Here is a 26,930-nt window from a genome sequence, read left to right as displayed (position 1 = left end):
AAGCGCATTTGCTTATTGCCTGATAACGTTCATTCGCCGCTAAGGCTATTATTTTTTCGTGAGTTGTTCGTTTTTAAAGGTACTTAAAAGGGGTGGGGCCGTTTGTCACCAACAACCCGTGTGTTGGCCCTGTATTATAATAATACATGTGTATGTGACACACAAATACGGGCGGGAGAAAGCGCATTATTCAGCAGGACGTTCATGAGCGCAGGAGTTTTTTATCATAAGTTATTGCGAAGATAAAACTAACAACGAGTTTGACGCACGGTATCTTCAAACCGATTTAAGGTATGGCCGGCGTGTTCAGGGAGTAATTGCAGGGCGTTAGGTTTGTTCTTACTTTTCTTTTAATTGATGGTATCGTCATTCGTGAAATCTGTCTTTACAACAATTTCGCGGATGATCTTGTCTAACTCATCAGCCGACTGTTTGAGCATCGGCAATGCGTCGTTTTTAAATATCCCGGATGTATCATTCACTAACAGGTCTATCAACCCCATTATGCGTGCAAGCGGTGCCCTTACTATATGCGACTGGAACCAGGCGATTTCGAGCAGTTGTTTGTTTTGTTGCTCAATTGCCGTCAGGTAGTTCATGCGGTCTGTAATGTCGCGCTCTATGGCGATGTAGTTCTGGACATTGCCATCAGCGTCGGTTACGGGCGATATAGCAAGCGAGGCCCAGTAGGGCTGTCCATTCTTCTTATAAAATACTGCCTGAATCTGGCAGTTTTGTTTCAGTTTCATGGCTTCTTCCAGCTTGGCAATTTCGGTCTGGTCGGTTTCAGGGCCTTGTAGCATGGTAAGGCTGCCAAGCTTGATTTCATGCGGCGTATACCCTGTTATGTTATGAAATGCAGCGTTAGCATAAATGACCGCAGGCGCACCCTGGTTGTTGGGCCTCGCTTCGGTGATGATGACCGCATCCGTTGTACTGGTGACAACAGATTCCAGCAGTTTAAGATGATGCTCTTCTTCTTTTTGGTGTGTAACGTCTTTCATCGCGCCAATCATCCGCGAAGGTTTGTCTTCTTCATCGCGGGTAAGTACAACGCTGTTACAAATAATGGCAAAGGTGCCGTCTGCTTTTTTAAACTGGTATTCGTCTTGCCACCTGTCTTGCCGTCTTTCGCTTAATAGGCTTTCTATTCGGGCCTTTACCCTTGACCGGTCTTCGGGTTGCAGCTTGTCTTCTAACCAGCTTCGCTGAACTGAGGTACCCGCTTCGGCATAGCCAAATAAGGTACTGAAACCTTCGCCCAGGAATACGGTATCAGACGCAATGTGCCAGTCCCAGATAGCGTCTGATGAAGCTCTTGCCGCCTGGCGGAACCGCTCGTTACTGCGGAGGAGCTCGGCTTCGGCCTTGATCTTTTCGGTCACATCCTGACAAATAACCATCCGCGCATTGGGACTGTTAAAGTCGATCGCGTGTCCGGTAATATCGACCAAGATAATTTCGCCGTTTTTTTTGACATGCCGCCAGTAAACAGTTGGCTTTTCGCGGTTGTTATGCAACCCCTGTAGCAGCTCTTTAAGTGCATCTATATCTTCGGTCGGCCTGATATCCATGATGGTCATCGACAGAAATTCTTCTCGTGAGTAACCGTAATGCCGTATGGCTTCTTCATTTACTTCAAGAATGCGCAGTGTTTCCTGGTCATAGATCCACTTGGGTAAGGGGCTAAGATTGAACAATTTGCGGTATTTTTCTTCTGATTGCTCTGCTTCATGTTTGGCCAACATTAATCTTTGTTCGGCCTCGATATGCTCGGTAACGTCGCGGAAGTTGTCAATAAGGCCCTGAATGTCAGGGTCATCAAGCAGGTTGGTGATGGTTGCTTCTATCCAGCGCCAGGTGCCATCTTTATGCAGCAGGCGGATAGGCGAGGCGTTTACCGGCACCCCCGGTTGAGCGAATACCGCGGACATTACTTCTGCCGATTTTTCGCGATCATCCGGATGGACGGTTTGAAATACATCCATTTCCATGGCCTCTTCTGCCGAATATCCCGTTATCTGCTCTGCTGCCGGTGAAACATACATAACCTTTCCTTCGGGCGAAAGAATGGCGATAGCATCGGCATTGTTTTCTACCATTCGCCTAAAGCGTTTTTCGCGCTTGTTTACTTCCTCTTCTGCCCGTTTTTGACGGGTAATATCCCTGCCCGAAATACATAAGCCAATCACAGTATCGTTTTCACGCACCGGGTTCACAGCAAAACTGAACCAGCATGTTTCGCCGTCGGGCCGCGGGTAAGGCCTTTCATATTCTATTGTTTCTCCCGCAAATACACGTTTAGAAAGTACGCGGAACACATTTGCGCGGTCTTCTGCCAGGTAGTCCAGTAAGGACGTACCAATCTTAACCGCTTTATGATCGCCGAGTTCAAAAATAAGTTCGCCGGCTTTATCATTATGGGCTATGATTTCGAGTTGGGCATTAACCAGTACAAAGCCCTCAACCGTATGGTCAAAGATGGTACGGAGATTTTTTTCAGATTGCCGGACTTTATCCTCGGCGCGTCTCCATTTGCGGATGTCAGTGATCTCGGTGCAATATCTCTCTTCTCCGGCGGGTGTGGTAAACCTCACCGATGAGTATTCGCAGGGGAACCGTTCACCGCTCCGGGCGATGCCGGTTACCTCGCCACGAGACTTTCCGTCCCTTTCGCGCTGCAGCAGGAGCTGATGTAGCTTTTGGTCCTCTTCTATAATGTCTGGTCGGCCAAGGTGTTTCATTTCTTCTTCCGAATACCCAAATATTGAACAGGCAGCCTCATTTACGGCCAATACCATACCGTTTTTATCAGAGAGAAAAAAAGCGTTTTGTGCCGTCGCGAAAATGCTTTCATAAGGAAGGCCCGTGGTTTCGGGCAGTGAATTCTGTACTGCTTTGTTTTCAAAGATCTCTTGTGTAAGCTGAAATAGGTAGACAACATTGCCCGTCTCATCAACCACAGGAATATATTCGAGTATCCAGAATCTGAGCTTACGTTCACCGGTGTTGTCTGGCAGCCGGTAAGAAATGGTCCCGGGTGTCTGTGGTTCTTTGAGGCGGATTGCCTTGTTGATACTCTGTTTGGTACGTTTTATCGGCGAGTCAGGGTTGTCCAGGTGTTGATCAGGGAACACGTCAAACAAAGCCCGTCCGCAAAGGTCCTGAGACGACAGCGCAAACATGTGTATGTAAGCTTCATTTGCCTGTACTATTTTAAACGGCTCATCTGCAGCTAAAATTAGCGCAGGAACCGGAATGTCCTCAAAAATACTTTCAAGCTTATCAATCGTTAGCATAGATGTAATTGATTAAGACAGGTTACACGAGCACTAATTTAAGAAATGGCACTCAATTGACAAAACATTCTTATGTGCTGCTTAAGCGGGATCAAACCCCAAGGCGTTCAGTCATGATCTCTGCTTGCTGCATTCGCTTCGTAACAAACAATGATTCAAATAGATAATGCATTCTGTTAAAAAATGTTTTTAAAAAGTACTTTGAAATAAAAAGTAAATTGATAACTTTATATTTCAAAGGACGCACTGTTTATCGCAGGTTATTCATTAAGAAAACTATAAACTTAAACAATCATGGCACCAAACAACGATTCAAAAACGCAAGTCAAACAAAGAACAGGTAGGGTTATCGGTTTTATTGAGGGTCAGCAGGCTTCCTGCTGTTATTTAAAATGCTAATTCTTGACAGGCATTCGCGCGAAGATGAGCTGGCTCCGGGTATAGTGATTATAATGTCATTGATCAGCGGGATGATATTTGCCGTTGTGGGGAGTTTTATACAGAACTATTTGTCTAAGAACAGCTAAACCCGGATAATAAGTTTATCGCCTCAGGATACGTTGTTCTACTATCTGCATTAACCGGCCGCGGAAACTCCGGCTCACAGGGATTTCGTTGTGGCCGATTATGATGCGGTTACCATCTATAGCCTCAATCTGCGACAGGTTAACGAGAAAGGATTGGTGAACCTTTACAAAATCATGGCCGGGGAGTTGGGCCTCCAGGCTTTTGAGCGTGAGGTAGGCAAGCAGCTTTTTTTCAGTGGTGACGATGTGCACGTAATTGCCGACACTTTCTGCATACAGCACGTCTTTTAGTTCGATCTTTTCGATGCGTTTATCGCTGCGAACAAAAAGATAGCCCGTGCCTGCTATCAGGTGCTCACGCATTTCTGCGTATTCGCGTACTTTCTGCATAGCTTTCAGAAAGCGGTCAAAGGCGATGGGCTTTAACAAATAATCGATGATATCCAGTTCATAACCCTCCAATGCATAGTTTTGGAAAGCCGTGGTAAGGATAATCATTGGTTTAACAGGTGTACGCTTTAGCCATTCAAGGCCAGAAAGTTTGGGCATCTCAATATCCAGCAGTATAAGGTCGGCCTCATTTTGCTTTATAAAAAGTTCGGCTTTCATTGTGTTCTCGCACTGCCCGCAGGCAGAAAGGAAAGGTATCCGTTCAATAAATTCGCGCAATACTTTTCTGGCTATGGGCTCATCATCAACAATCAGGCAGCGTATCTTTTTCATAACGTCAGCATTAAGTTAACCGAATAAATATTATTATCGGCCTCGATGTCGAGTTGATAGTTGGATGGATATAATAGCTCCAGCCGGCGTTTAACATTGCGTAAGCCAATGCCGCCACCATCCTTATTCTCTGCAATCTCATACGAATTAATGCAGGAAAAGCGCACCTGCCCCGCATGTTCGGTTAGGCTGATGGTTACAAAGTTCCGGGTATGATCTTCGCGGGTAATAAATTTAAAAGCGTTTTCAACAAAAGCAATAAAGATCAGTGGGGCAACCATCAGGCCCGGATCAGCGATATTTATTGTCAGGTCTGCCGCTACATTGGCATTGCTTCGAGCCCTCTGCAGGGCAACATAGCTTTCAAGATAGGCCGCTTCTTTCCCCAGTTCTATCAGGTCTACATCTGCCTCATACAGGTTATAACGGAGTAAGTCAGAAAATTGCAGTAACACGTTACGCGCGGTTTCATTAGCGCTGTCAATATTGCCATAGATGGTATTTAAACCGTTAAACAAGAAATGCGGATTCAGTTGTGCGCGTAAATAACGTAATTCGCTATGTAACTGCTCTACTTCTATATTCTTTACCCTTTCATTTTGCTGGCTCCAGCGCAGGCTGAAGAGCAATAGCGTTGAGATCAGAATAGACCAGAAGCTGTCGAATAGGTTCCATTTAAAATAGGAAGGCAACGTCATAGTATTCTTTGGCCAAACAAGCGTATCATAATATTGCAGGCTGAGGCTTTTAAGGTAGGTGTTCAAAATCACCAGCGCCAGGACACTGAGCAGGTAAAGCGTTATTTTCCTTTTATCGAGTAATTTGGGAATTAGCAAAAAAGCATTTACATAGATCAGCATGGCCAGCAGTCCGATAGAGACGGCCAGTGGGGCCAGGCTGAACAGCCAGCCTTTTTTGTGGATATAGTCTTCCACATTCATCAGGTTATAGATGCCGTATACCAGCCAGACAATAAGGTGGAACAGATATTTGCCCGAAAATAAACGTAACAGCCATGACTTCATGATCAAAAATAATATTAATTACCTGATCGTATGTTCCTCATTTATTGTTATTTCCGGATCTCACGCCGGAAACGCTTCTTACCCTGTTGCTGACGTCAGTTATCAAATAAGTTTTTTCAACGGACAGGTGTTCTTTACATTCGGTTATGATCAACATTGCACGAATACGTTCCATTGACCTGTTGCGCGGCGCTGTGATGGTTTTGATGGCTATAGATCATATCCGCGTTTATTCAGGCATTCCTGCCGGCGGGCCCGACCCGGCAATTTTTTTCACGCGCTGGATCACGCATTTCTGTGTTTCAGGCTTCGTTTTTTTTGCCGGAACGTCGGCCTTTTTGTACGGGCAAAAGCTCCATAAACGCAGGGTGCTGTCGCGCTACCTTTTTACACGTGGCCTGTGGCTTGTTTTGCTTGAATTGACCCTGATCCGTTTTTTTTGGTCGTTCGATGTCAATTTGACCTCGTTTGTACTGGCGGGTGTAATTTGGATGCTGGGTTGGTGCATGGTGCTTTTAGCGATAATGGTTTGGCTGCCGTTCCGGGTAATATGGATCACAAGCCTGGTCATCATTGCCATACAACAAGTTTTTGGCCTGGTTCCTCCCGGTTGGTCTTGGTGGAACTTTTTTTATACGATCAGCGAGGGAGCGCCCGGCAATATAAATGTCTTGTATGTTATCCTGCCCTGGATAGGTGTGATGATGGCGGGTTATGGTTTCGGTGCCCTACTGCAATTAGAACCTCCGCGCCGCGACCGGCTTTGCCGCCGGATAGGTTGGTCCGCAATCGTACTGTTTCTTGTGGCGGGTAGTGTTGTGGCATTACAGAGAGGCGGGGACGTACCCTTTCTTTTCCGGTTGCTTGCTCAGCAAAAGTATCCGCCATCCCAGTTATACCTGCTCATGACGCTTGGCCCGATCATTGTGCTGGTGCCATTTGCAGAAAAAGCAAAAGGCTGGGCAGCAAGAATCCTGAGTACTTTTGGCAAAGTCCCCTTGTTCTACTATATCTCACATATCCTGTTAATTCACGCTACTGCTTTACTGGTTAACTGGTTTAGGACGGGTGATACCTTGCAAGAACATTACCTGACCGCGCCTTTTTGCGGCTTGCCCGAACCGCTGCGCTGGCCTTTGCCTTTGCTGTATATCGTGTTTATCTTTATAGAAATCTTTCTGTACCTGGCTTGCCAATGGTATGGCCGTTATAAATCATCACACGCCGAAAAAGTATGGCTGAAGTATTTGTAAGCGATAAAGCAAAGGCCGACGAAAACGCACGTAATGGGGAGCTTGAGGCGGTAACAGCGTTTCTGCGACGTTACCCGGGGCATCTGCATTTTAAAGCGCCCTGGTATGCCGAAGCTGGCTGCGACTGGTCAAAGCCAGCGGCGTTTAATGCCAAACAAATTATCAAGCATAAGCATTGGTTTGTGAGTTGGGCGGAGTATGCTGCATTCCGGGAGCAACTGGAGTCGGACGTTGAGCTGCAGCGTTTCGAGGCCGCTGTCAATGCGATTTGCGACGGCGATTTTGCTTTTTTAAAACGATTATTAAATGAGGATGCGGAACTGGTACAGAGACGTTCACTGCGTGGCCATCGTGCGACACTTTTGAATTATACCGGGGCCAATGGCATTGAAGACTGGCGGCAAAAGACACCGGCAAACATCGTAGATATAGCGCGCCTGCTGCTGGAAACCGGTGCGGATACAGATGCCTGGGGCGATATGTATGGGGGTACATCTACCCTCGGGCTGGTAGCAACCAGCGTACACCCGGTTATCGCAGGTGTGCAGGAACCGCTGATGGATATCCTGATCCGGCATGGCGCCGACCCAAACCGGGCGGTTGCGCCTAATTATACCGGGGGGATGCTGATACTGGCCTGTATTCATAATGGACGCTATGAGCCTGTTCATTACCTGGCGCGACACGGTGCGAAGGTAGATCTGGAAGGCGCTTGTGCTTTGGGCGATCTGGAAAAGGTGCGGGCACTTTTTGACGAAGCTGTATCTCAAAAACAAAATATCGGCCTTACGTGGGCCTGTCAATATGGTCATATTCCTGTAGTAGATTTTTTGCTGGAAAAAGGCTTGTCAGTAAATACCGCCATAAACGGCACCACGCCGTTACTGGCTGCCGCTTTTGAAGGCCAACTGCAAATGGTCATCAAATTGCTGGATTGGGGAGCCGATATAGAAGCCGTAAATGACTATGGAGGTACTGCACTCGGACAAACGCTGTGGTGTTTATATAACCATCGTTGTCCGGATCATTTGCAGATTATGGAATTGCTGATCAATCGCGGCGCAATTATCAAAGACGATTGGCAAACTTATATAAATGAAATAAGAGCACATGGATAAAGAGTTACGCATCGGCGGTTACCGTTTCCCTATGGTTTACGTGCAGGGAACCGGTGAAAGGTATTATCGCTTCGGTTTAGAAAATTCTCAACTACAGGTAAGCATCAAAGACTTTTATCTTTCAACTTACACTGTAACTCAACAAGTATGGCATCAGGTAATGGGTGTTAACCCCTCACACGCAAAGGATGATTTTAAGCCGGTGGAATGTGTTTCGTTTGATGATGTCGCTGAGTTTTTGAAACAGCTGAATTATTCTCAATTCTCTGACGAGGCCAGCAATAAATTCCGGCTCCCAACAGAGACCGAATGGGAATATGCTGCGCGGGGTGGGAACTATTGGGGCGAATATTTTGTATATAGTGGAAGTGATAATATTGAAGATGTAGGCTGGTATAAACGTAATAGTGGTGGACGTACCCATATCGTAGGCCAAAAGCAACCCAACCAATTGGGCATTTATGATATGAGCGGTAATGTATGGGAATGGTGCCAGGATTATTTTCAGCCTGCTATCAGAGAAATACCATTGGACGGCAGCCCTTGCCTGAAAGAAAATGAATACCGGGTGGTCAGAGGCGGTTGTTTTCACAATTATGGCATCCACTGCGCAGCTATGAAGCGTTACGAGATCATCGCCGACAGCAGGGACAACTCGGTAGGTTTCCGGATAGCTGTTAGCGCTTGATATCAACAGGCGATACTATAAATGAGAAAACGATCAAAAGATTTTCCATAAGCTTAGATGACATGATCCAGCCACCAGAACTGAAATTACACTTGCCCATGAATATAGGCAGTGGTAAGAAAGCGACCACCACGCAGGTGTGGCTCATGCTGCAGGCGGCTTATTACGGCGATCTGGAAAAAGTGCAGGCCCTGGCCAGTGAATGTGAAGGTTTGTTGTATGCGCAATATAATTATGCCCCACCCATCCATTTTGCAGTACGCGAAGGACATATTGAATTGGTGAAGTACCTACTGAGCCGGGGTGCGCATGATTCTGCGTACCGCTTTTACCCCTTTCTGGATAGTATGCAAACGGTAGCGCTTGACCGCGGATATAAAGAGATCGCAGCACTATTGGATGATTATGCCGGTAAAGATTGTGCGCGCTACAAAGGAGACAACGGTAAGATAACTTACAATCGCACATCACAACAAAAAGAGTTTGAAAAAGCGGTGAGCCGTAATCAGCTCAGAAAGGTCAAGAATATTTTAGAGCAGCATCCTGAGTTTGCGCTGGATGATACTTATTTCTGGAGTGAAGGAATATTGACGGCGCCGGTCAAAGAAGGTGGTTATGCAATGGCAGATATGCTGATCAGTTATGGAGCTAAAGTGCCGAAAATATTGAAGTGGGCGCAGTTCTATTATTTTGAGACTTTGGCGCATGCTGAATTCATCATGGCACGCGGCATGGATGCCAATACCATAAGCTGGCAGCATGTGACGCTGCTGCATGATATGGCACAAAAAGGTTATCTGGATAAAGCCGCCCTGCTTTTAGGTTATGGTGCAGCTATAAATGCCCTGGACGAAGCATATCTGTCAACGCCGCTCGGCCTGGCAGCACGCTGGGGACACCTGCCAATGGTAGAGCTTTTATTGACACACGGCGCTGATCCAAAACTGGCAGGGGCCGACTGGGCAACGCCATTGGCCTGGGCAGAAAGTAAAGGACATAAGCATATAGCCGAACTGCTTAAACGTGTTTGATGAGTAATTTATAGTTATCATCTAATCACGCTAACCCAATTTATAACAGTTCCAAATAACATTGTGACATAACCGTACTTCGGTTTATTTGTTATAATTTGTAAATTCGCCGCACACCTTATTTTAAGGGGGATACACACCTGCCGCAAATAAGGAGTAGTTATTTTTCTACTTACTTAAATATATACCCATGGCTTTTGATATAGACATGATAAAAAAGGTTTACGAGCGCTACAGCACGCGTGTGGCTGCTGCCCGTACCGCAACCGGCAAACCTTTAACTTTAACTGAAAAAATATTATATGCTCACCTGAGCGAGGGCGAAGCTAAACAGGCCTATGCACGCGGTGTAGACTATGTTGATTTTGCACCTGACCGTGTGGCTATGCAGGATGCTACTGCACAGATGGCGCTGTTGCAATTTATGCAGGCGGGCCGCCCGCAGGTTGCTGTGCCTTCAACCGTGCATTGCGATCACCTGATTCAGGCTAAAATTGGCGCTAATGAGGATTTGAGCACTGCTAAGGATGTAAATAAAGAGGTTTATGATTTCCTGGCTTCGGTAAGTGATAAATACGGCATTGGTTTCTGGAAACCGGGTGCAGGTATCATCCACCAGGTGGTATTAGAGAACTATGCTTTCCCGGGTGGTATGATGATTGGCACCGACAGCCACACACCAAATGCGGGTGGTTTGGGTATGATCGCTATCGGTGTTGGCGGTGCCGACGCCTGTGATGTAATGGCCGGCTTACCATGGGAGCTTAAATTCCCTAAACTGATCGGTGTTAAGCTAACCGGTAAATTATCGGGCTGGACATCGGCTAAAGATGTTATTTTAAAAGTTGCCGGTATACTAACTGTTAAAGGCGGTACCGGTGCTATTGTTGAATATTTTGGCGAAGGTGCCGAAGCGCTGAGCGCAACCGGTAAAGCTACCATTTGTAACATGGGTGCCGAGATTGGTGCTACCACTTCAGTATTTGGTTATGGCGAAAGAAGCGAGGCTTACCTTCGCGGTACTAAACGTGCCGATATTGCTGATGCTGCCAATGCTATTAAGGAACATTTAAATGGCGACCCTGAGGTTTACGCAAATCCTGAGCAATACTTTGACGAGGTAATTGAGATTAACCTGAATGAGCTGGAACCGCATATTAACGGTCCGTTTACGCCTGATCTGGCCTGGCCATTGTCAAAATTTGCAACTGCGGTTAAAGAGAATAACTGGCCTGAAACTTTAGAAGTTGGTTTGATTGGTTCATGTACCAACTCCTCATATGAGGATATTACCCGTTCGGCTTCATTGGCCAAACAGGCTATTGATAAGGGGCTGAAGGCTAAAGCCGAATTTACCATCACACCGGGCAGCGAGCTTGTACGTTACACAGTTGAGCGCGATGGTTACCTGGATACCTTCGACCAAATGGGCGGCATAGTATTAGCTAATGCCTGCGGCCCGTGTATCGGTCAATGGGCACGTCATACCGACGATCCTACCCGCCGTAACTCCATCATCACTTCGTTTAACCGTAATTTTGCCAAACGTAATGATGGTAACCCCAATACCCACGCTTTCGTAGCGTCGCCGGAAATAGTGACTGCTTTTGCTATTGCGGGCGACCTGACCTTTAACCCGATTACGGATTACCTGACCAACGAAAAAGGTGAGCAGGTAAAGCTTGATGAGCCGGAAGGTTTGGAAATGCCGATAAAAGGTTATGCAGTTGAAGATGCAGGCTACCAGGCTCCGGCCCAGGATGGCAGCCGGGTGGTAGTTAAGGTTGACCCTAATTCATCACGTCTGCAATTGCTTGATCCGTTTAAGCCTTGGGAGGGTACAGATATTACCGGTTTGAAATTGCTTATCAAGGCTAAAGGTAAGTGTACTACCGACCACATCTCGATGGCCGGTCCGTGGTTGAAATTCCGCGGTCACCTGGATAATATCAGTAACAATATGCTGATAGGTGCTATCAACTACTTTAACAATACAGCCGACAGCGTTAAAAACGAATTGACCGGCGAATATGGCCCGGTACCTGCTACCCAACGTGCTTACAAAGCGCATGGCATAGGTACTATTGTAATAGGCGACGAAAACTATGGTGAAGGTTCATCGCGCGAGCATGCGGCGATGGAACCACGTCACTTAGGCGTACGTGCAATATTGGTAAAATCGTTTGCCCGTATTCATGAAACCAACCTAAAAAAACAAGGTATGCTGGCTATCACTTTTGCTGATAGCAACGACTATGAGAAAATACAGGAGGATGATAAAATCGATATCGTAGGTTTAACCACTTTTGCTCCGGGCAAACAGTTAACCGTTGTATTACATCACCATGATGGTACTACAGAATCGTTTGCGGTTAACCATACTTATAACGCTCAGCAAATAGAGTGGTTTAAGGCAGGTGGCGCTTTGAATATTATCCGTAAGCAAATGGCCTAGTAAAGGTAAAAGCTGAAAGGTAAAAGGCCTTCCCGAAAACGGGAAGGCCTTTTGTTTATCGTAGAGAGGCGATGCATTGCGTCTCTACGGGGTTTGGATATTTTATTTAATATCAAACATCTTCATGCCCTCGCGGCCGTAAAATGTCGGGAAATACATCATTTCGGCTTTGGCCGGATTTACGTGATAGCTGCCGCCATAACGTGGCGTAAGCTCAACCGAATATTTGTATTTGCCTGCTGTCAGTTTACGGCAAAATATGCTCACTTTGTTTTTAAAATATTCCCGGTGCACTTCGCCGTAGGCCCAGCCCTGGTTTTTGGTGGTATAACTACAGCCGGCAGGGATAGGTATCTCAATCATCACAAAATCGACATCCGCATTAACGGTTACCTCGGCATTTAGGGTGATGTTCTGGCCGCCGTTAACTTTGGTTATTCTGCTTCGCCCTTTCTCAAACCAGGTTTCAACACTGAAATCGCTGTTTACCTTTTTAGGCGCCGGGTTCCAGAATTTTTGGTAAGCAGTCAGGTATATAGGCAGGTCGCCGGTTTTGCTGACGGTTATTTTGCTGCCGGCATTTAATTTCGTTTCGTACGGAAATCTGGTCACCGTCTCGTTTTTATCACCGCTGATCTTTAATACTGCCGGCTCAGGTGGTTGGTCGTCAGTCATCATATCAGGCAAAATGGTTTCCAGTATCTCTGCCGATTCATAGGTGTTGCGCCAGTAACCGCCAGCACGTTGTTCTAAAAAGTAATTACGCAGTTTGATTAAAAGCGGCCCCTGGTCCTCAATTTTTAAGATCCGGTAAGCCATTAAGCTTTCGCTGATAGAATTATCATAAAAATTATAGCCTTTTTTGCCCCAATAAATATTGCCAAACATGGTATGGTGCATGTTTTTAAGCAGGCTGTCTAATACAATTGGCATACCTGCAAGCAGGCGCACATACATCAACCGGTATTTTTCTATTTCGCTTTGGTTCTTTTTCGTGGCGATGGCCTTTTCATAGTCGGTTATATAGTTTTGCAAGTTGATACCAGGACTTAACGACTGTAGAAGGGGGATACACCTCAACATATCCGACGGATCCATTCTGTTCATTTGCCCTCGCAGTGCAGCTATCATCATCCCAACATCCGGATAAACAGGATACCCCCGTTTTGCGGCCGCTACCAGGCTTTCAATGACATGTTGGGTTATCCACATCTCCGGGGCGGTGCCCTTCCACCATCCCCAGGTACCATCCATATTTCTATTGTCTGTTAGTTTTTTAATGATGTCCTGAATGTCTTTATCCCATTTAAATGGTTGTTTCAGGTAGTTGCGTATTTGTCTTTCGGCCAGCAGCCCTTTCAATTTAGAGGCCAGCTGTTCATTACATAAGTACTCGTAAGTGCGTAAATGTCCGGTTTCGTCAAGCAGTACATCAATTGCTGATGATTCTGCCCTAAGCGTGGCTTCTTTTAAACCGGGATTGGTTTGCAGGGTAATAGTAGTATCTTTTTGTAATACATCAAATGAGCCTTGGGTTTCCAGGCTACCCTGCTCAAATAGCGGGATCATTCGGCGTTCGCCATCGAAATAGCCGTTGTCGCGCGAGATAGCGTATTCAAAAGTGAGGCTGTCAGCGTCATTTGCCTGCATTTTAAAGGTATCAATATGGGCATTTTGCATGCTGATGCGCTTATTGGCAATGGTTTGTCCGTTGTATTTGAAATAGCGGTTAAGTACCAGTGAATCGGTAGTATAATTCATCACCTTGCCTAAAACCGAAAAGCTATCGCCCCTAACCGCAAATACCGGCGACACCAGCGAGGCGCTCAACGGCTTAAATGATTTTACCAGGCTTTCAATGCTGCCCGCTTGCTGATGATCGGACATTCCGAGCACGAAACTGCGCCAGCTGGTAATATCATCCGGATAGGTGACATTAAACCGGGCTTTGCCGTCGGCGTCTGTTTTTAAACGCGGCTGCCAGTAAGCGTAGTCAGAAAAATGATTGCGTAACATTTGCATCTGTGTACCCTGCTCGGTAAGTGCGCGTTTGGTCGTTATAATAACTACGCCCAACGCACCCTCATTACCGTAAATAGCCATGGCAGCTTCGGGGGTTAATTCAGAACGACTGGCTATCTGCTTAGTGTCCATAACAAAATCTTTCCCGTTCAGCATGATTTTGACACCGTCGACAATATATAATTTCCCCGTAGGCGTGTTGTTTTGGATGTTGAGCCCGGCCACTTTGCCTTGCAACAACTGCTCAACACCGGGAGACTGGTCGCTGTAGCCAGTGATAACATATGACGATCCGGTAGTTTGATCACGTGTTTGCCTGATCAGCGGAGCATAAATCTCGTCATACGCCATTCTTGGATTGGCCGTTAAACTGATACTCACAATCTCGCCCGGTGCGATTTTTACTTTGGTAGTTTCGTAGCCTGCCGATTTGATCACCAGTTGCCCATCTTTAGGCACTTTTATTCGAAATTTTCCATCATTCCCAGCTATAGTTTTTATGCCGGTGCCTTCAACAGTTATTAAAGCCCCGGTTAAAGGTGCTTTGGTCATAGAATCAACAACCCTTCCCCCCATTTCGCCGGTTAGTACCGATATATCCATGTATTTTTCGTTAAAGGCTTGCCTTAGGGCTGCTTTGGCATCATCATTCATGTAGTTTAAGTCTGATTTGCGCAGGGTTGCATAGATCTTTAAACTCACGCTATCGGGTTGATGCGGCTGTATAATGCCCGCGTTGTAGTAATTAAAGCCATTTGGTTTTACCACAACGTTCTCCATCAGATAGTAGCTGTTGTCTTTAAATAAAAACAGTATCCGGTAACGGTCCGGAAAAAACATACCCAGGTTAGACTCCCGGCCTGGGTGTACCTCCAAAAAGTTGGGGTCGTTATTTTTGTAAACTAGTATGGCTTTTACGTACGGCTCTTTACCATTGGCCGGTTTGCCGGGTTTTACCGACAGCCAGGTATTATTATAGGGTATATTTTTAGAAACATAATTGTTCCGGATACGCTCGTCCACATAATCTCGCCAAATGGTGTCCGTTTCGGCCAGGGTCAAAACATTTTGGTGGTAATTGGTGTCGGCAAGCCGGTTCTTGAGATAGATGCGATAATAAGCGGGATCTAAGGTTTTTTCTTTGATCAAATCAGGAGCAAACAGAAACGAATATCGCCCCTCAGGCTGAAAGCTGTGGGTAAAATTATCCTTGATATTAAACATCGCGTTACTGTTACCTAGCAATGGCCCTATCAATAGCCGGACACGATTAGCCAGAGGATTGTAGGCGTAATAAGCCGGACGCGTCATGTAATTAAGCAAATACACCCTGCCGTTCTGAGTAATGGTGGCCATGTGCTGGCGAAAATTGAGGTCGACACCTATGGTATATTCATGCAATATGCTTTGCTCATACCTTGTCAGGGTATCGGGCATTGGTTTTACCGAAAGGTCGCTATTTTTTGAATACGCAGGATTCAATGCCAGGATCAGTCTTTCGCCTTTTTTAACTTCTACGTTATTCAGCACGATGTTTTGTTCGGCAGTTCTGAAACGCAGCGAGTGTTTGCCAGGCGTCACCGCAAAGCTATAGCGATGCATATCCTCTGTCTGCCAGAAATAAACCGGGCTTTCATCGACATATAAAATGTGTACCGGCTGTATGTCGCCATTCATCACAACAAAAGGGGATACCTGGGTAATGGTATCACCTGTGCGCCCAGCCTGGCGATATATGCTGTCGGTATGGGTAAATTTGTAATACTCAATGGTATCCAATCCCATACTTTTTGCCCAATATTGCCAGTTAAGTTTTAGTTTACCGGTATCGGTAAGTTTTTTTACAATCAGCAAGGGCTGGTGTTTCAGATCATACCGGTCGCCCAGGTATGGTATTTTTGGCACTACATAATCTTCAAACTTGCTGGTAATGGCAAATGCGGTTAGGTCAGCATTGGGTACGGGCTTGCCCTGATAGTCTTTCACTGTTACCTCGATATTGGTTTTCAATCCCGGCGAGACAACTGCAGGCTGGTTCACGCTGACATTGAGCATCGTGTTTATGAAAGGCACGGTTTCTTCGATGTTGTTTGAAACGCCGCCCTGGTATGGATTTATCCGCAGCAACACCGGTCCTGAATATTTGAGGGGCTTTTTGTAATGAAGATCGGTTGACGCGCCCTGATCAAATATTTTTTTACCGGTAAAAATGGTATACCAGAATTTTTGGGCGGCATCCGTCTGTACGTCGATAAAGATCGAATCGCGGGTGCGGTAGGCCAGCTTGTTTAGATTATATCGCCATGCGTTTACATATGCAGTGGCCGAAAGCGTATCTGCAGTAACAATGAACGACAAGGCGTTGCCTTTAAATTTCAGATCAAGAGGCAGCCGAACGGGTATCGCTTTAAGCGTGTCGTCTCCGGCTAAAATCCGGGTGAGCATGCCATTTGCCGGGCTGCTTTTTCCGTTTATCAGGTATCGCGCCTTTAAGGTATCATGAGCTAATGTCACGTCCAGTTTTGCGGGGTGATAGTTCCATGAAAAACTTTCATATTTCTGTATAAGCTGATTATCACTGCTTAACAATTTGAAATTAGCGTTAAAATTCAGTGTTGCTTTTGGAAAGATAGAATCCGGGATGATCAGCTTAGTTTCGCCAAGGGGATCCAGCTTGAGTTCGTGTTGCCATAGCGTATCAGGTATAAATATATGATCGGCACCGTATTCGGTGGCATAAGTCCGCGTGAATACTAAGTTAACCCTGCCGTCGGGTATATTCAGATCGTTTTCGTCGTTGGCTCTTAAATATATGGCGATTGGATTGCCCGGCGATTGCGCGCGGCCACTTACCCTAATGTTTAGACGATTGGACTTGAGGTTATAATCTTCGTACTGAAACATGCCAGTTTGATAAATAATATATTTATGATCATCGCCACCATGCAATACGTTTTTTTGCTTTTTTGAGCGTTTTATTGAATCGACGGATTCAAGCGAGACCATGTAGCGGCTGTCAAGATCAAGATCAAGGCTGTCTGTTAACTTAAATTGAAAATCGAAACCGCCATTGCGATAGGCGTCTGCATATCCAATCAACTTCGGCTCATCATCCTGGTAGCCGTTTATGTATAACCTTACAGCAAGCTTCTTTTCGGTAAGGGGTAGTTTAGATTTTTTTTGCAGAATAAAAGCTTTCAGCTTCACCGTATCGCCGGGGCGATATTTGGGTTTGTTAAGAACCGTATAACCGGGATAGCCAACTGGGCGCCGGTAATTAGGTATTTCGTCGGCTTCAGGCGTGCTGAATATAGCTCTTATCTTTTTCCAAACGTTGGTCAGCCAGCTTGTTTTCTGAGTTGATGAAGTGTAATAATATCTATACTTATCCTCTGTAACCTTAAAAAAATTGCTGACGCCCTTATAGCTCAACCGGTAAATAGAATCTTTTTTGGGCCTTTTGATATGGTATGTTTCGGCCTTCACATCGTAGGGGATAGCTTTTTTACCAATGTACGGTTTGGCATCGGTGATTGTATTGCCGGCGCTGTCGACCAAAATAAACTGACTATTAACATCATTGTCCATTAAAACAAGCTGTGCGTTATGGTTTTGTATCAGCTTATAATTTAGCTTGTTGTGCACAGCGGCAACTTTTAGGTAGTTACCCGCAGGCAGCACTAGTTTGTCGGGGTGATCCGTTAAAAATCGTGCGACTTCATGCGTTAGGGCATTGTCCTTGATCTGGTTTTGGTGTCCTGTCAAAAATAATAAGGTCGAGGCGTCATCCAGGCGATAAATGTAGGTATATACACTGCGCTCCCGGCTATCCAAAAGGCGTTTTTGCGCAAACAGGGATAGTGTGACCAATACAAACAGAAATAATAAGGCAGATTTTTTCATGATAGGTTACATGGTTACTCAATAGTAATAAATTATAACCAAAAGAAAAAGTGGGACACGATGCATCGTGTCTCTACAGCTTTTTAATTCGTTTTAAGGTGAGCAGGTTCTGTGCGTTCAAACTATAACCCGATATATTATTTTGATACAGGTTTACGCGTTTGTCATAATATAAAACCACAACCGGGGCATTGTCCATAACAAGCTGATCCATTTTATGATATAAGTTGTAACGTTCCGCATGGCTTTTTACATTATAGGCTTGCTCAAAAAGCCGGTCGAATCCACCATTGCTGAACCCGGTATAATTTGGCCCGAACGGTATTTTATTTTTAGAGTAAAACAGCGACAAGTAATTCTCGGCATCAGGATAATCGGCTATCCAGGTGCCGTAAAAAAAGTTGATACTGTTCTTAGCCACCATTTCGCGCAGACTGGCACCCTGTATCACCTCTATTTTGGTTTTTATGCCCGCCCGCTCCAGCTCGCCTTGTATATATTCTATGAGGTTATGGTAGGCAACCGTGGTGGTAAGTGTAATAAGCGGCAGGTTTTTTCCCTGTGGAAAGCCTGCCGAGGCCAGCAGTTGCGAAACTTTGCCAAGATTATAATTATAACCTTTTACCTCAGCACTGAATCCGGGCATCCCCTTGGGGACAAATCCGGCCGTGCCCGGCGTGCTCAGGCTGTTACGCAGGTATTTCACCAGTTTTTCTTTGTCGATAGCGTAGTTAACGGCCTGGCGTATTTTCAATAAGCGCAGCGGCGAATGCTTCACGATGGGTAGTGTAGTATCTACCAATATCCCAAGGTATACGGTATTCAGATAAGGGCCGGTGCTCATTACAAATTTGTTCTTGTATTTGCTGGTTATATGTCCTGATTTGGTCAGGATATCATCGCGATAGCTACCATCAATATCATTAAAAAAGTCCAGTTTCTTTTTGATAAACTCCATGAATGCGGTCTGCTTATCATCAATGAAAGTAGCACGTATGGCATCAAGATAAGGCAGTGAATTGCCTTTGTTGTCCTTTTCCCAATATTTTGGATTTTTAAGCAGTACCAGTATTTCGCCTTCTTTCCAGTACCTGAACCGGAAAGGGCCGGTACCTACCGGGTGACTGCGGAAATCCTTACCATAAAAATCTACCACCTCATGCGGCACCACCGAGCAATATTGCGCGGTTAGCATGCTTATAAAAGGCGCAAATGGTTGTTTTAGCGTAATTCTGAAAGTGGTGTCATCCAAAGCCTGAAAAGCTTCCTTACCCGCTACCTTATCACTAAATATCCATGATCCTGATGATGCTACCTTTGGGTCGATGAGCCGGCCAAAACTATATACAAAATCGGCAGCAACCACCTTGCGGCCTGTGCCGTTTTTAAAATGCAGATCGTCCTGAAACGTAACATCATTGCGCAGATGGAAGGTGTAAACTTTGCCATCGGCCGATATATCCCAGCTTTTGGCAATACAAGCCGAAGTTTTCAGGCTGTCGTCAATTTGCACCAGGCCGTTGTAGATCTGGTTATCCATCCAGATGGTGTTGTGGTTACGGCAAAAGGCAGGGTCGAGTGAGGTAAGGCCTTCGTCGAGATTAATGTTGAAAACGGTTTGATGCCCGTTAGTGTCTGATGAACTGCACGAGGACAATATGGCACACAGCAATAATAAAATACGCAGACAGCGGATCAATTTATTCATCATGGCTAAAATACTCAATAAAGCGGTTATTAGTATCACAGCAGCCCGATATAACAGTGCAGTGTTATAAAAAGGGTTTATGAGGGATTGCTCTGGTCATATATATACCTGACCGTTCTATAACACTTAGGTACTGTTGTACAAATGTTAAAAGTTTATTAACTTAACTCTCCCAAACATTGATACCTTATCTTATGAAAATAACATTTATTATATTAACAGCCGGGCTTTTTTGCAGTACGCTTGCTAAAGCTCAGGACACCACCCCGCAGCACCCCGTCCGCTCCATCCATTACCAATTTATTGATAAAGACAGTGTAAAGCTGGCCCTCAACGAAGACTTTGAGCTGATAGAAGACAGCTGCGCATCGATTTTCAGGTATGCACGTTTAGATACCGCTTTTGGTAAGTTTTCAGGCCATATAAGAGATGTAAATAAGGCCGATCCCAATGTGGTCCGTACAGAGGGCACTTACGACAAAGATGGAAATAAGGAAGGCCTTTTTGTCAGTCATTTCGCAAATGGTCAACTCGAATCTAAAGGAAGCTTTGTAAAGAATAAGTTTGACGGCAAATGGGAATTGTATTATGATAACGGCAAGCCCCGTATGAATTTTGAAGCACATGGCCATGATGTACAACTCACCGATTACTGGGACCCTACCGGAAAGAAAATTGTTGACAATGGCAGCGGTAAATACCGGTTTAATGTAGACCAGATATATTGGGAAGGCCACCTGATGGACGGCAGGCCCGTTGGCTCATGGTATGCCTACAGGAGCGGTAAAGACGAGCCGCCTATAATGACTGAAATGTATAAGTTGGGTGAATTCCAGGTGGGAAGATCGCCGAGCGGTAAGGAGTATAAAGATAGCGCCCGAATGGAATTGGTATCTTTAGATCTGTTGCCTTTTACGCGCGCAGAGGCGTTAAGGACATCGGCTATACCATGTGGTGTTATAGCCAGTAATATCGTTCATCCGCAATATAAAGACGGTATGGATATATATAACAACCTGTTGTCAGAAGAAGTTGCACAGGCGTTAAAAACAACCGATTTAAAGCCCTTTAAAAATAATAGTTTCAGCGTTAATGGTATTGTTGATGATAAGGGTAAACTGGCTAATCTGGAGGCCGTCGATTCCTTTGATCCGGCAATAACCCGCTCGTTAATAACTGCGCTTAAACGCATGCCGGCATTGGAACCTGTTATGGTAAACGGCCGCAGAGTGAAAGTGAAGGTGCAGGTTAATTTCATCTTTAACGGTGGTTTTTGCAGGTTCAATTATGCATTTAGCACCGCCGGGAATTAAAAGAACCAAATTTACCGGTCAAATAGCCCTATATACGTGCAGGGTTATTTGATCTCCACCCTGATTAATAGACATAGCTTAAATGAAAATTTTACTGGTTACATTAATAACTGCCCTGCTTTTTTGCAATTGTGCGCATGCCCAAACCGGACGTCCATTCAGGTCTGTGCATTTTAATTTTATAAGTAAAGACAGCATCAACTTATCGCTTAATGAAGATTTTGATTTAATAGAGGACAGTTGCAGCCAGGCAACCCGTTATGCACATTTTAATATGAAGCTTCATAAGTTTGTGGGAAAAATAAAAGATGTAAGTCGCCTTGATTCAAATATTGTGATGACCGAGGGGACTTATAATGCTGACGGGGAGAAAGAGGGCCCGTTTATTACCCGATATGTTAACGGCCAGTTGCAAGCCAAAGGCAACTTTGTAAAAAATAATTTCGACGGTAAATGGGAGATGTATTATGACGATGGAAAACCTAAACTGTTTTTTGAAGCAAACGGCAGTGACATTATTATAACTGATTATTGGGATGCTGCCGGAAAGAAACTGGTTGACAACGGTAAAGGCAAATATAGTGCTGCCTCAAACGGGCTTTGTTGGGAAGGGCACTTGCTGGATGGCAAACCTGAAGGATCATGGAGTATTTTCAAAACGGACGATGTATCTAAAACGCCGCTGGAAACCGAGAAATACAAAGGCGGTGTTTTCCAAAAAGGAAAATCGCCCATTGGCGAATATACGGACGCGCCACGTATGAAATTAGTAAGTACCGACATGCTGCCATTTGTGAGAGCCGAGGCATTAAAAGTTTCGGCACGCGGATGTAACGACGCTAAAGCCAAACATATTGTATATGTACAATACAAGGAAGGTTTTGACAGATATAGCGATGCTTTGACAGCTATAATATTCTCTGTTTTCAGGTATGTTGATCTGAGGCACTTTAGCAATGGATTCAGTATTGAAGGCGAGGTGAATGATCAGGGTTTTCTGACCAACCTGCAAAGTTATGACTCGTTTAATCAACAGGTTTCTAACGCATTGATTTATGGGCTAAAGCAGGCTCCCAAGCTTGAAGCTGCTTCTATTGACGGCCGTAAGGTTAATGAAAAGGTTAAGTTTAACTTTAGTTTCGGCGCGGGGACATATAGTTACAATTATAAATTTGGCGAGGTGGTAGATAAATCAGCAGGCGTCACAAAAAAATAAAAAGAAAAGCCCGGCACATTATTGCACCGGGCTTTCTTTTATCTAATCTTTTGGTATCTATTCAACCACCGGGAACGCAGATATCCTTAACCGCGCGCCACCCATTGGCACTAAGGTTAAGGCTGTGCCGGCAGCGTTGGTTTTTACCGGGCTTTGCGGCAGCAGGCCACATAAGCCATATTGATCAATAGTCCAGCCGGCAATTTGCTTGCCTTTGGCTTTAAGCTCGATAGGTGCATTGGCATTAGTAAACGGATTGCCGTCCTTTGGCCATGCCTTACGTATCACGGTAAATGATTTGTCGGGATGTTGAGCGTCTATCAACAAACCATAATTCCAGGCGGTAGACGGATAGATCTCGAATGATGGCCATTTGTTTGGGTCGGCAGTTGGTTGCCAGTGCGAATCGCCCATGGCTGTTGTGGTGCTGTTTCCTTTTTTGTAAGTCTCACCAATTTTTAGCGAATAAGTAAGCGGGCCGTAGTTTACACTCACGCTGTTTTTATTCTGAGCCCATTGGCGTACCATGATGTGCATTGGCAATTTCAGGCTTATTTTATCGCCGTTTCTCCATTTATCGGTTAGTTTAATGTACCCACCCGGAATAGCCTTCATTTTGATTGTTCCGCCATTAACTGCAATGCTGGCATTTTTACACCAACTTGGTATACGGAAATATAGCGGAAATGGGGCTGTAACCGGCTTTGTAGCAGCTATAGTAAAATTAACCACATCATTAAACGGATATTGGGTAGCACTGGTAATTTTAACGATGTTGCCTTTACCCACTTTGGCGGTAATGGTTCCGGCCTGGTATAGTTGGGCGGCAAGGCCATTATCTGGCGTAGCCATCCAGGCATTCTCGGCATAATAAACCCAGCCTGCGCTATGGTTATGCTGGCAGCAACGGCTGCTAAAAGGGTTCATCATTAAAAACGGACCGCTATTGTCGATACCGGGCGAATGATTCTTGCTGTCATTTTGTACCATGTTAGGTGCGGTTAAATAACGTAAAGCCTTATAATCGCTGGTAAAAGCAGCCGGGAAGGTGTTAAAAGCAACATCCTCGCAGTTATCGGCCCAGAAAGTATCGCCGGTATATTGTAACAAGTATTCGTCGCTGGTCATTTGTTCAACCATGCCGCAGGTCTCAACTGCCTGGCGTGGGTCGTCATAGCCTTTGCGTGCATTCTCGTCGGCACCAAACATACCGCCCGGCACCTGCCCGTAAATATCGCGGATCAGTTTAAAGTCGTTGTATGATGCATTAAGATCAGCCGCGTTATGGCTTTGCAGCCAATAAGTAGCAGGTTCGCGGAAACACTCGGCCACGTTAACGTTGTGCCAGGTAGGCAAATTATTAGCCTGGCGCCAGTTGGCGGTGTTTTTATCGACTTTGGTAGCTAGATCTAACAAGAATTTGTCGCCCGTGATATTGTATAACCAGTAAATGCTTACCAGGTAATCGCCACCGCGGCTGTTCTCCCAGTAATCTTTCAGAAACTTATCATCGGGATACGCCTGCATCCATTTAAAATAGTTGGTAATACAGGTTATAACGCGCTGGTCATGGCTGTAATCGTAATAACTGCGCAGGCACCATATCATAGGCATATTGGCCCAAAGGTCGCGGTTGCCATTACGTTTGGTGATGACGGGGCCCATGTCGCCGTCGGGACGTTGATTATCCAAAACGGCATTGATCCAGAATTTTGTTTCTTTGATCATTTTAGGGTCGTTCAGCATATAGGCCATATCACCGTAGCCCTTTAACCAGTAAGGGAGCTCTTCCCATCCATATTTACCCTTGCCATCTTTACTCAGCCAGGCATTATCGGTTTTTGACAGCCAGATACTGATCTCGCCCAGGTTACCGGTCAGGCCATTGCGTTGTAGTTCTAATTGCTTTTTTAACCAGCCCGCTGGCTTAAAAGCAGTAACCGGCAGCTTGATAAATTGCTGCGGTACCAGCGGAACGCGGTTGCTCGCGTAATAAGCGTTAGTACCTTTGGTGTCGGCCCTGGCCAAGGCCTCGGCAGTCTGAGCATAACTGTGCGCACCGCAAGCCAACAGTATCAACAGGTAAAAAAATGATTTTCTCATAAATTATAAATAACAGGCATTAAATGCACATAGGTTGGAATGGTAAATATAGCATTTATAGCTATTACTACCAATGAAGCTATGCTGTGTTTAGTGCGCAATGTAAATGTTATCTATAAACTGGGAACAAAGCTGGCTTTAGCCAAACATGCGATAGGCATCTATAATCTGAATAAATTTGCGCCCGCCTTTAAAGGCATCTGCTTACCTTTCCAAACAAAAATACCTGTAGTGCCCAATGGAAGATTCAGTTTAATATTCCAGATCTTATCTTTCAGCTCATAACTAACGGCAACCTTCCCATCGGGATGGGGTATCTCGCCGCTGGCATTTTTCAAATCGCCCAGATGCGGCTCTATCCTGATCTTTTTGAAACCCGGTGCATAACTATCTATCCCTAAAACAATACGAAAAAACTCAATGTTAGGGCTTGATCCCCACGCATGGCAGTCGCTGCGGCTGGAGGGCACGTTGCTCATTTCGGCCCAGGTGGTCAGGCCCAGTTTAATGTCCTCGCGCCAGATGTCGAGCCATTTCAGGTAATTGTTACCCAAACCCGCCTGCGTTAGTGCTTGATGCAGATAATATTTAAAGTAGATGGTACATTGGGTCAGGCTGGCATCGGTTAATAATTTATGGGCAATGGCCGGCGCAGTTGTTTTTTCGGCTACGCCGGCTAGAATGGCTAGCGAATTGGCATGCTGCGAAAACTGTTTTTTATCTTCATTATCGGCATATAAACCTTTGCCTGCATCCCAATACTTAGCTTGGATGGTGTGTTTCAACTGCGCTGCTTTGGCGCTGTATAAAGCAGCAAACTCAGGCATGCCTAGTTTGGCCTCCATCTCGGCAGCTTGTTGATAGGCGATCAATAATTGCAGATCTAAAATAGATGAGCCGCCCTTACTGCCCAATGGCGGCGAGCCACCACCCCAGCCGTCCGACCAATCGACAAATATCCAGTAAGGCACATTTTGTAAGGAGCCATCGGCCTGTTGATAACGGCTAAAAAAGTCAAGTACCCCGCGCTCGCCCTGTAGCTTACCTTTTATGAAATTGGCGTCGGCGCGGTACATCCAATAATCATGCAGTACGCCGATATACCACAATGAAAATGTAGATATGATCTGTGGACTAAATGACGGATGCCTGCTCAGCGTAATACCTTCGCCCAGGCGCGAATGATCCATCAGGTTAATGGCGTTGCGCATTAGGCGGTCGTCGCCGCTGTTGTAATAGCTCACCATGGCTTGTATGCGGGTATCGCCAATATATTGGAGTTGCTCGTAATACGGGCAGTCCATGTAAGTTTCAATAGCATCCATCTTCGCAGTGCGCCAGCCAATGTCGAGCATCTGTTGCAGTTCAGGGTTATCAGTTTTAAGCCATGCATTAAGTTGAAACGGATAACCTGTTGAAGTACCATAAATGTCATCGATCACCAAAGGCTCATCGGCCGTATGAACAATCAATTTAATGTACCGGAAAGTGCGCCAAAACATCGTTGTAAAGCTTTGCCCGCTGGTGCCATCAGCAATTAAACTATCCTTGCGGCCACTTAACTCTTTGCCTTCAACAGCATTCCTATCGCCTTTGCGGTTACCAAACTTTTTCAGATTATCAAACATCGACTCGTTATAAGTTAGCGAGATACCTGCGCCTTTGCCTTTGCTGAAATTGAGCGTCAGGTAAGCGTTGGTCAAATAAGTTTGATCTACTATCAAAGTAGCAGTAGTATTTGACGGAATGGTTAAAGCAGTTTTATTAGCCGGAAAACCGGCCGGTACACTGACATTAACCGCTTTGCGCAAGCTCGGTATACGCTGATAAACCCGCTCCATTTGCGGTATCTGCGATTGCACCAGCATCCACCCAAAAGCATCAGACATCCCTTTAGGTTTACCAACATCCACAATTGATGCCCCAGGCCATGAACTGTCATCAAGATCTTTTGATATTGCGTTTTTAACCGTCTTATTTTCATCAACCAACTCGCCCGGGCCGGCAACATAATAAGCGCCATAGCCCAAACTTACCGGTAGGGGTTTGTAGCCCTTATCGCGGCTAGCTTTCCATGAAGTGTTGGTATTCACAATATCTTCGACCACAGTAGCGCCTTTCAAAATAAACGCGGTGCGAAGGCTGATCTGCGCTTCAGGGCGAAATTCGGCCTCATTCCAAACCTGTGCTGCAATGGTATTTTTGCCGGCTACCAGATAAGGTGCCAGGTCTACACGCTCATAGTTCCAGAAATAAGTATCCCCACGTGCCGGTCCGCAGGACACCAGAGCGCCATTAACATATAATTTGTAACGATTGTCGGCAGATACATTTACAAAAAACGAAGCCGGTTTTGCGGCCAGATCGATCTGTTTGCGGAAATAAAACACGCCATAATCGCGACCGGTTTCGCCGCGGGCATTTATCCAATAGGCATTCCAGGGCCTGGTAGCCACAGCCATATCCGGCGTTTGCGCCAACGCCGGGCGCAGCCATAACAAGCTCAGCAACAATAAAGCAGCAGTAAAAATTGATTTCATTCAGGT

At 45.5% G+C, this 26,930-nt stretch carries 15 protein-coding genes; 8 read left to right on the top strand and 7 right to left on the bottom strand.

Features of this window, described 5'->3' with window-relative positions; all coding sequences use genetic code 11:
- Positions 1-350: 350 nt before the first annotated feature.
- Complete coding sequence (locus ABD772_RS14110; RefSeq protein WP_345105699.1) at positions 351-3,299, bottom strand: PAS domain S-box protein; 2,949 nt, start codon at positions 3,297-3,299, stop codon at positions 351-353.
- 392 nt (positions 3,300-3,691) lie between these two features.
- Between ABD772_RS14110 and ABD772_RS14105 the strand changes: the two genes are divergently transcribed.
- Complete coding sequence (locus ABD772_RS14105; RefSeq protein WP_345105696.1) at positions 3,692-3,826, top strand: hypothetical protein; 135 nt, start codon at positions 3,692-3,694, stop codon at positions 3,824-3,826.
- A gap of 15 nt (positions 3,827-3,841) precedes the next feature.
- Here ABD772_RS14105 and ABD772_RS14100 read toward each other — a convergent pair whose 3' ends face one another.
- Together ABD772_RS14100 and ABD772_RS14095 are read right to left on the bottom strand one after the other, a co-directional pair.
- Positions 3,842-4,549, bottom strand: a complete 708-nt coding sequence (locus tag ABD772_RS14100) for a LytR/AlgR family response regulator transcription factor (RefSeq protein ID WP_345105693.1) — start codon at positions 4,547-4,549, stop codon at positions 3,842-3,844.
- Positions 4,546-5,574, bottom strand: a complete 1,029-nt coding sequence (locus tag ABD772_RS14095) for a sensor histidine kinase (RefSeq protein ID WP_345105690.1) — start codon at positions 5,572-5,574, stop codon at positions 4,546-4,548. The genes ABD772_RS14100 and ABD772_RS14095 overlap by 4 nt, the downstream gene beginning before the upstream one ends.
- A 146-nt stretch (positions 5,575-5,720) precedes the next feature.
- Between ABD772_RS14095 and ABD772_RS14090 the strand changes: the two genes are divergently transcribed.
- From ABD772_RS14090 to ABD772_RS14070, 5 genes are all read left to right on the top strand, one after another.
- A complete protein-coding gene (locus ABD772_RS14090; RefSeq protein WP_345105688.1) occupies positions 5,721-6,827 on the top strand; it encodes an acetyltransferase domain-containing protein in 1,107 nt (368 codons plus the stop codon).
- Positions 6,809-7,945, top strand: coding sequence for an ankyrin repeat domain-containing protein (locus ABD772_RS14085; RefSeq protein ID WP_345105686.1), 1,137 nt, complete (start codon positions 6,809-6,811; stop codon positions 7,943-7,945). The genes ABD772_RS14090 and ABD772_RS14085 overlap by 19 nt, the downstream gene beginning before the upstream one ends.
- Positions 7,938-8,633, top strand: a complete 696-nt coding sequence (locus ABD772_RS14080) for a formylglycine-generating enzyme family protein (protein WP_345105684.1) — start codon at positions 7,938-7,940, stop codon at positions 8,631-8,633. The genes ABD772_RS14085 and ABD772_RS14080 overlap by 8 nt, the downstream gene beginning before the upstream one ends.
- Positions 8,634-8,731: 98 nt before the next feature.
- Positions 8,732-9,664 carry an ankyrin repeat domain-containing protein gene (locus ABD772_RS14075; protein ID WP_345105681.1) on the top strand — a complete coding sequence of 311 codons (933 nt, stop codon included), beginning with the start codon at positions 8,732-8,734 and terminating at the stop codon, positions 9,662-9,664.
- 190 nt (positions 9,665-9,854) lie between these two features.
- Entirely contained in the window at positions 9,855-12,119 is a 2,265-nt protein-coding gene (locus ABD772_RS14070) for an aconitate hydratase (RefSeq protein WP_345105679.1), read from the top strand.
- A 102-nt stretch (positions 12,120-12,221) separates the two neighbouring features.
- Here ABD772_RS14070 and ABD772_RS14065 read toward each other — a convergent pair whose 3' ends face one another.
- Together ABD772_RS14065 and ABD772_RS14060 are read right to left on the bottom strand one after the other, a co-directional pair.
- A complete protein-coding gene (locus ABD772_RS14065) occupies positions 12,222-18,044 on the bottom strand; it encodes an alpha-2-macroglobulin family protein (RefSeq protein ID WP_345105676.1) in 5,823 nt (1,940 codons plus the stop codon).
- Between the two features lie 73 nt (positions 18,045-18,117).
- Complete coding sequence (locus ABD772_RS14060; protein WP_345105674.1) at positions 18,118-19,755, bottom strand: ABC transporter substrate-binding protein; 1,638 nt, start codon at positions 19,753-19,755, stop codon at positions 18,118-18,120.
- Positions 19,756-19,946: 191 nt separating this feature from the next.
- Here ABD772_RS14060 and ABD772_RS14055 point away from each other — a divergent pair, with 191 nt between their 5' ends.
- Entirely contained in the window at positions 19,947-21,065 is a 1,119-nt protein-coding gene (locus ABD772_RS14055) for a toxin-antitoxin system YwqK family antitoxin (protein WP_345105672.1), read from the top strand.
- An 82-nt stretch (positions 21,066-21,147) separates the two neighbouring features.
- Positions 21,148-22,281, top strand: coding sequence for a toxin-antitoxin system YwqK family antitoxin (locus ABD772_RS14050; protein WP_345105669.1), 1,134 nt, complete (start codon positions 21,148-21,150; stop codon positions 22,279-22,281).
- 57 nt (positions 22,282-22,338) lie between these two features.
- Here the strand turns inward: ABD772_RS14050 and ABD772_RS14045 are convergent, their stop codons facing one another.
- On the bottom strand, positions 22,339-24,384 hold the full coding sequence (locus tag ABD772_RS14045) for a beta-L-arabinofuranosidase domain-containing protein (RefSeq protein WP_345105666.1): 2,046 nt from the start codon (positions 24,382-24,384) through the stop codon (positions 22,339-22,341).
- 161 nt (positions 24,385-24,545) lie between these two features.
- Complete coding sequence (locus ABD772_RS14040) at positions 24,546-26,924, bottom strand: alpha-L-rhamnosidase-related protein (protein ID WP_345105663.1); 2,379 nt, start codon at positions 26,922-26,924, stop codon at positions 24,546-24,548.
- Positions 26,925-26,930 lie beyond the last annotated feature (6 nt).

This window comes from Mucilaginibacter panaciglaebae, assembly GCF_039539265.1.
GTDB classification, from domain to species: domain Bacteria; phylum Bacteroidota; class Bacteroidia; order Sphingobacteriales; family Sphingobacteriaceae; genus Mucilaginibacter; species Mucilaginibacter panaciglaebae.
Note: the sequence above shows the minus strand (reverse complement) of the source record. Positions and strands in the feature narration are given on the sequence as shown.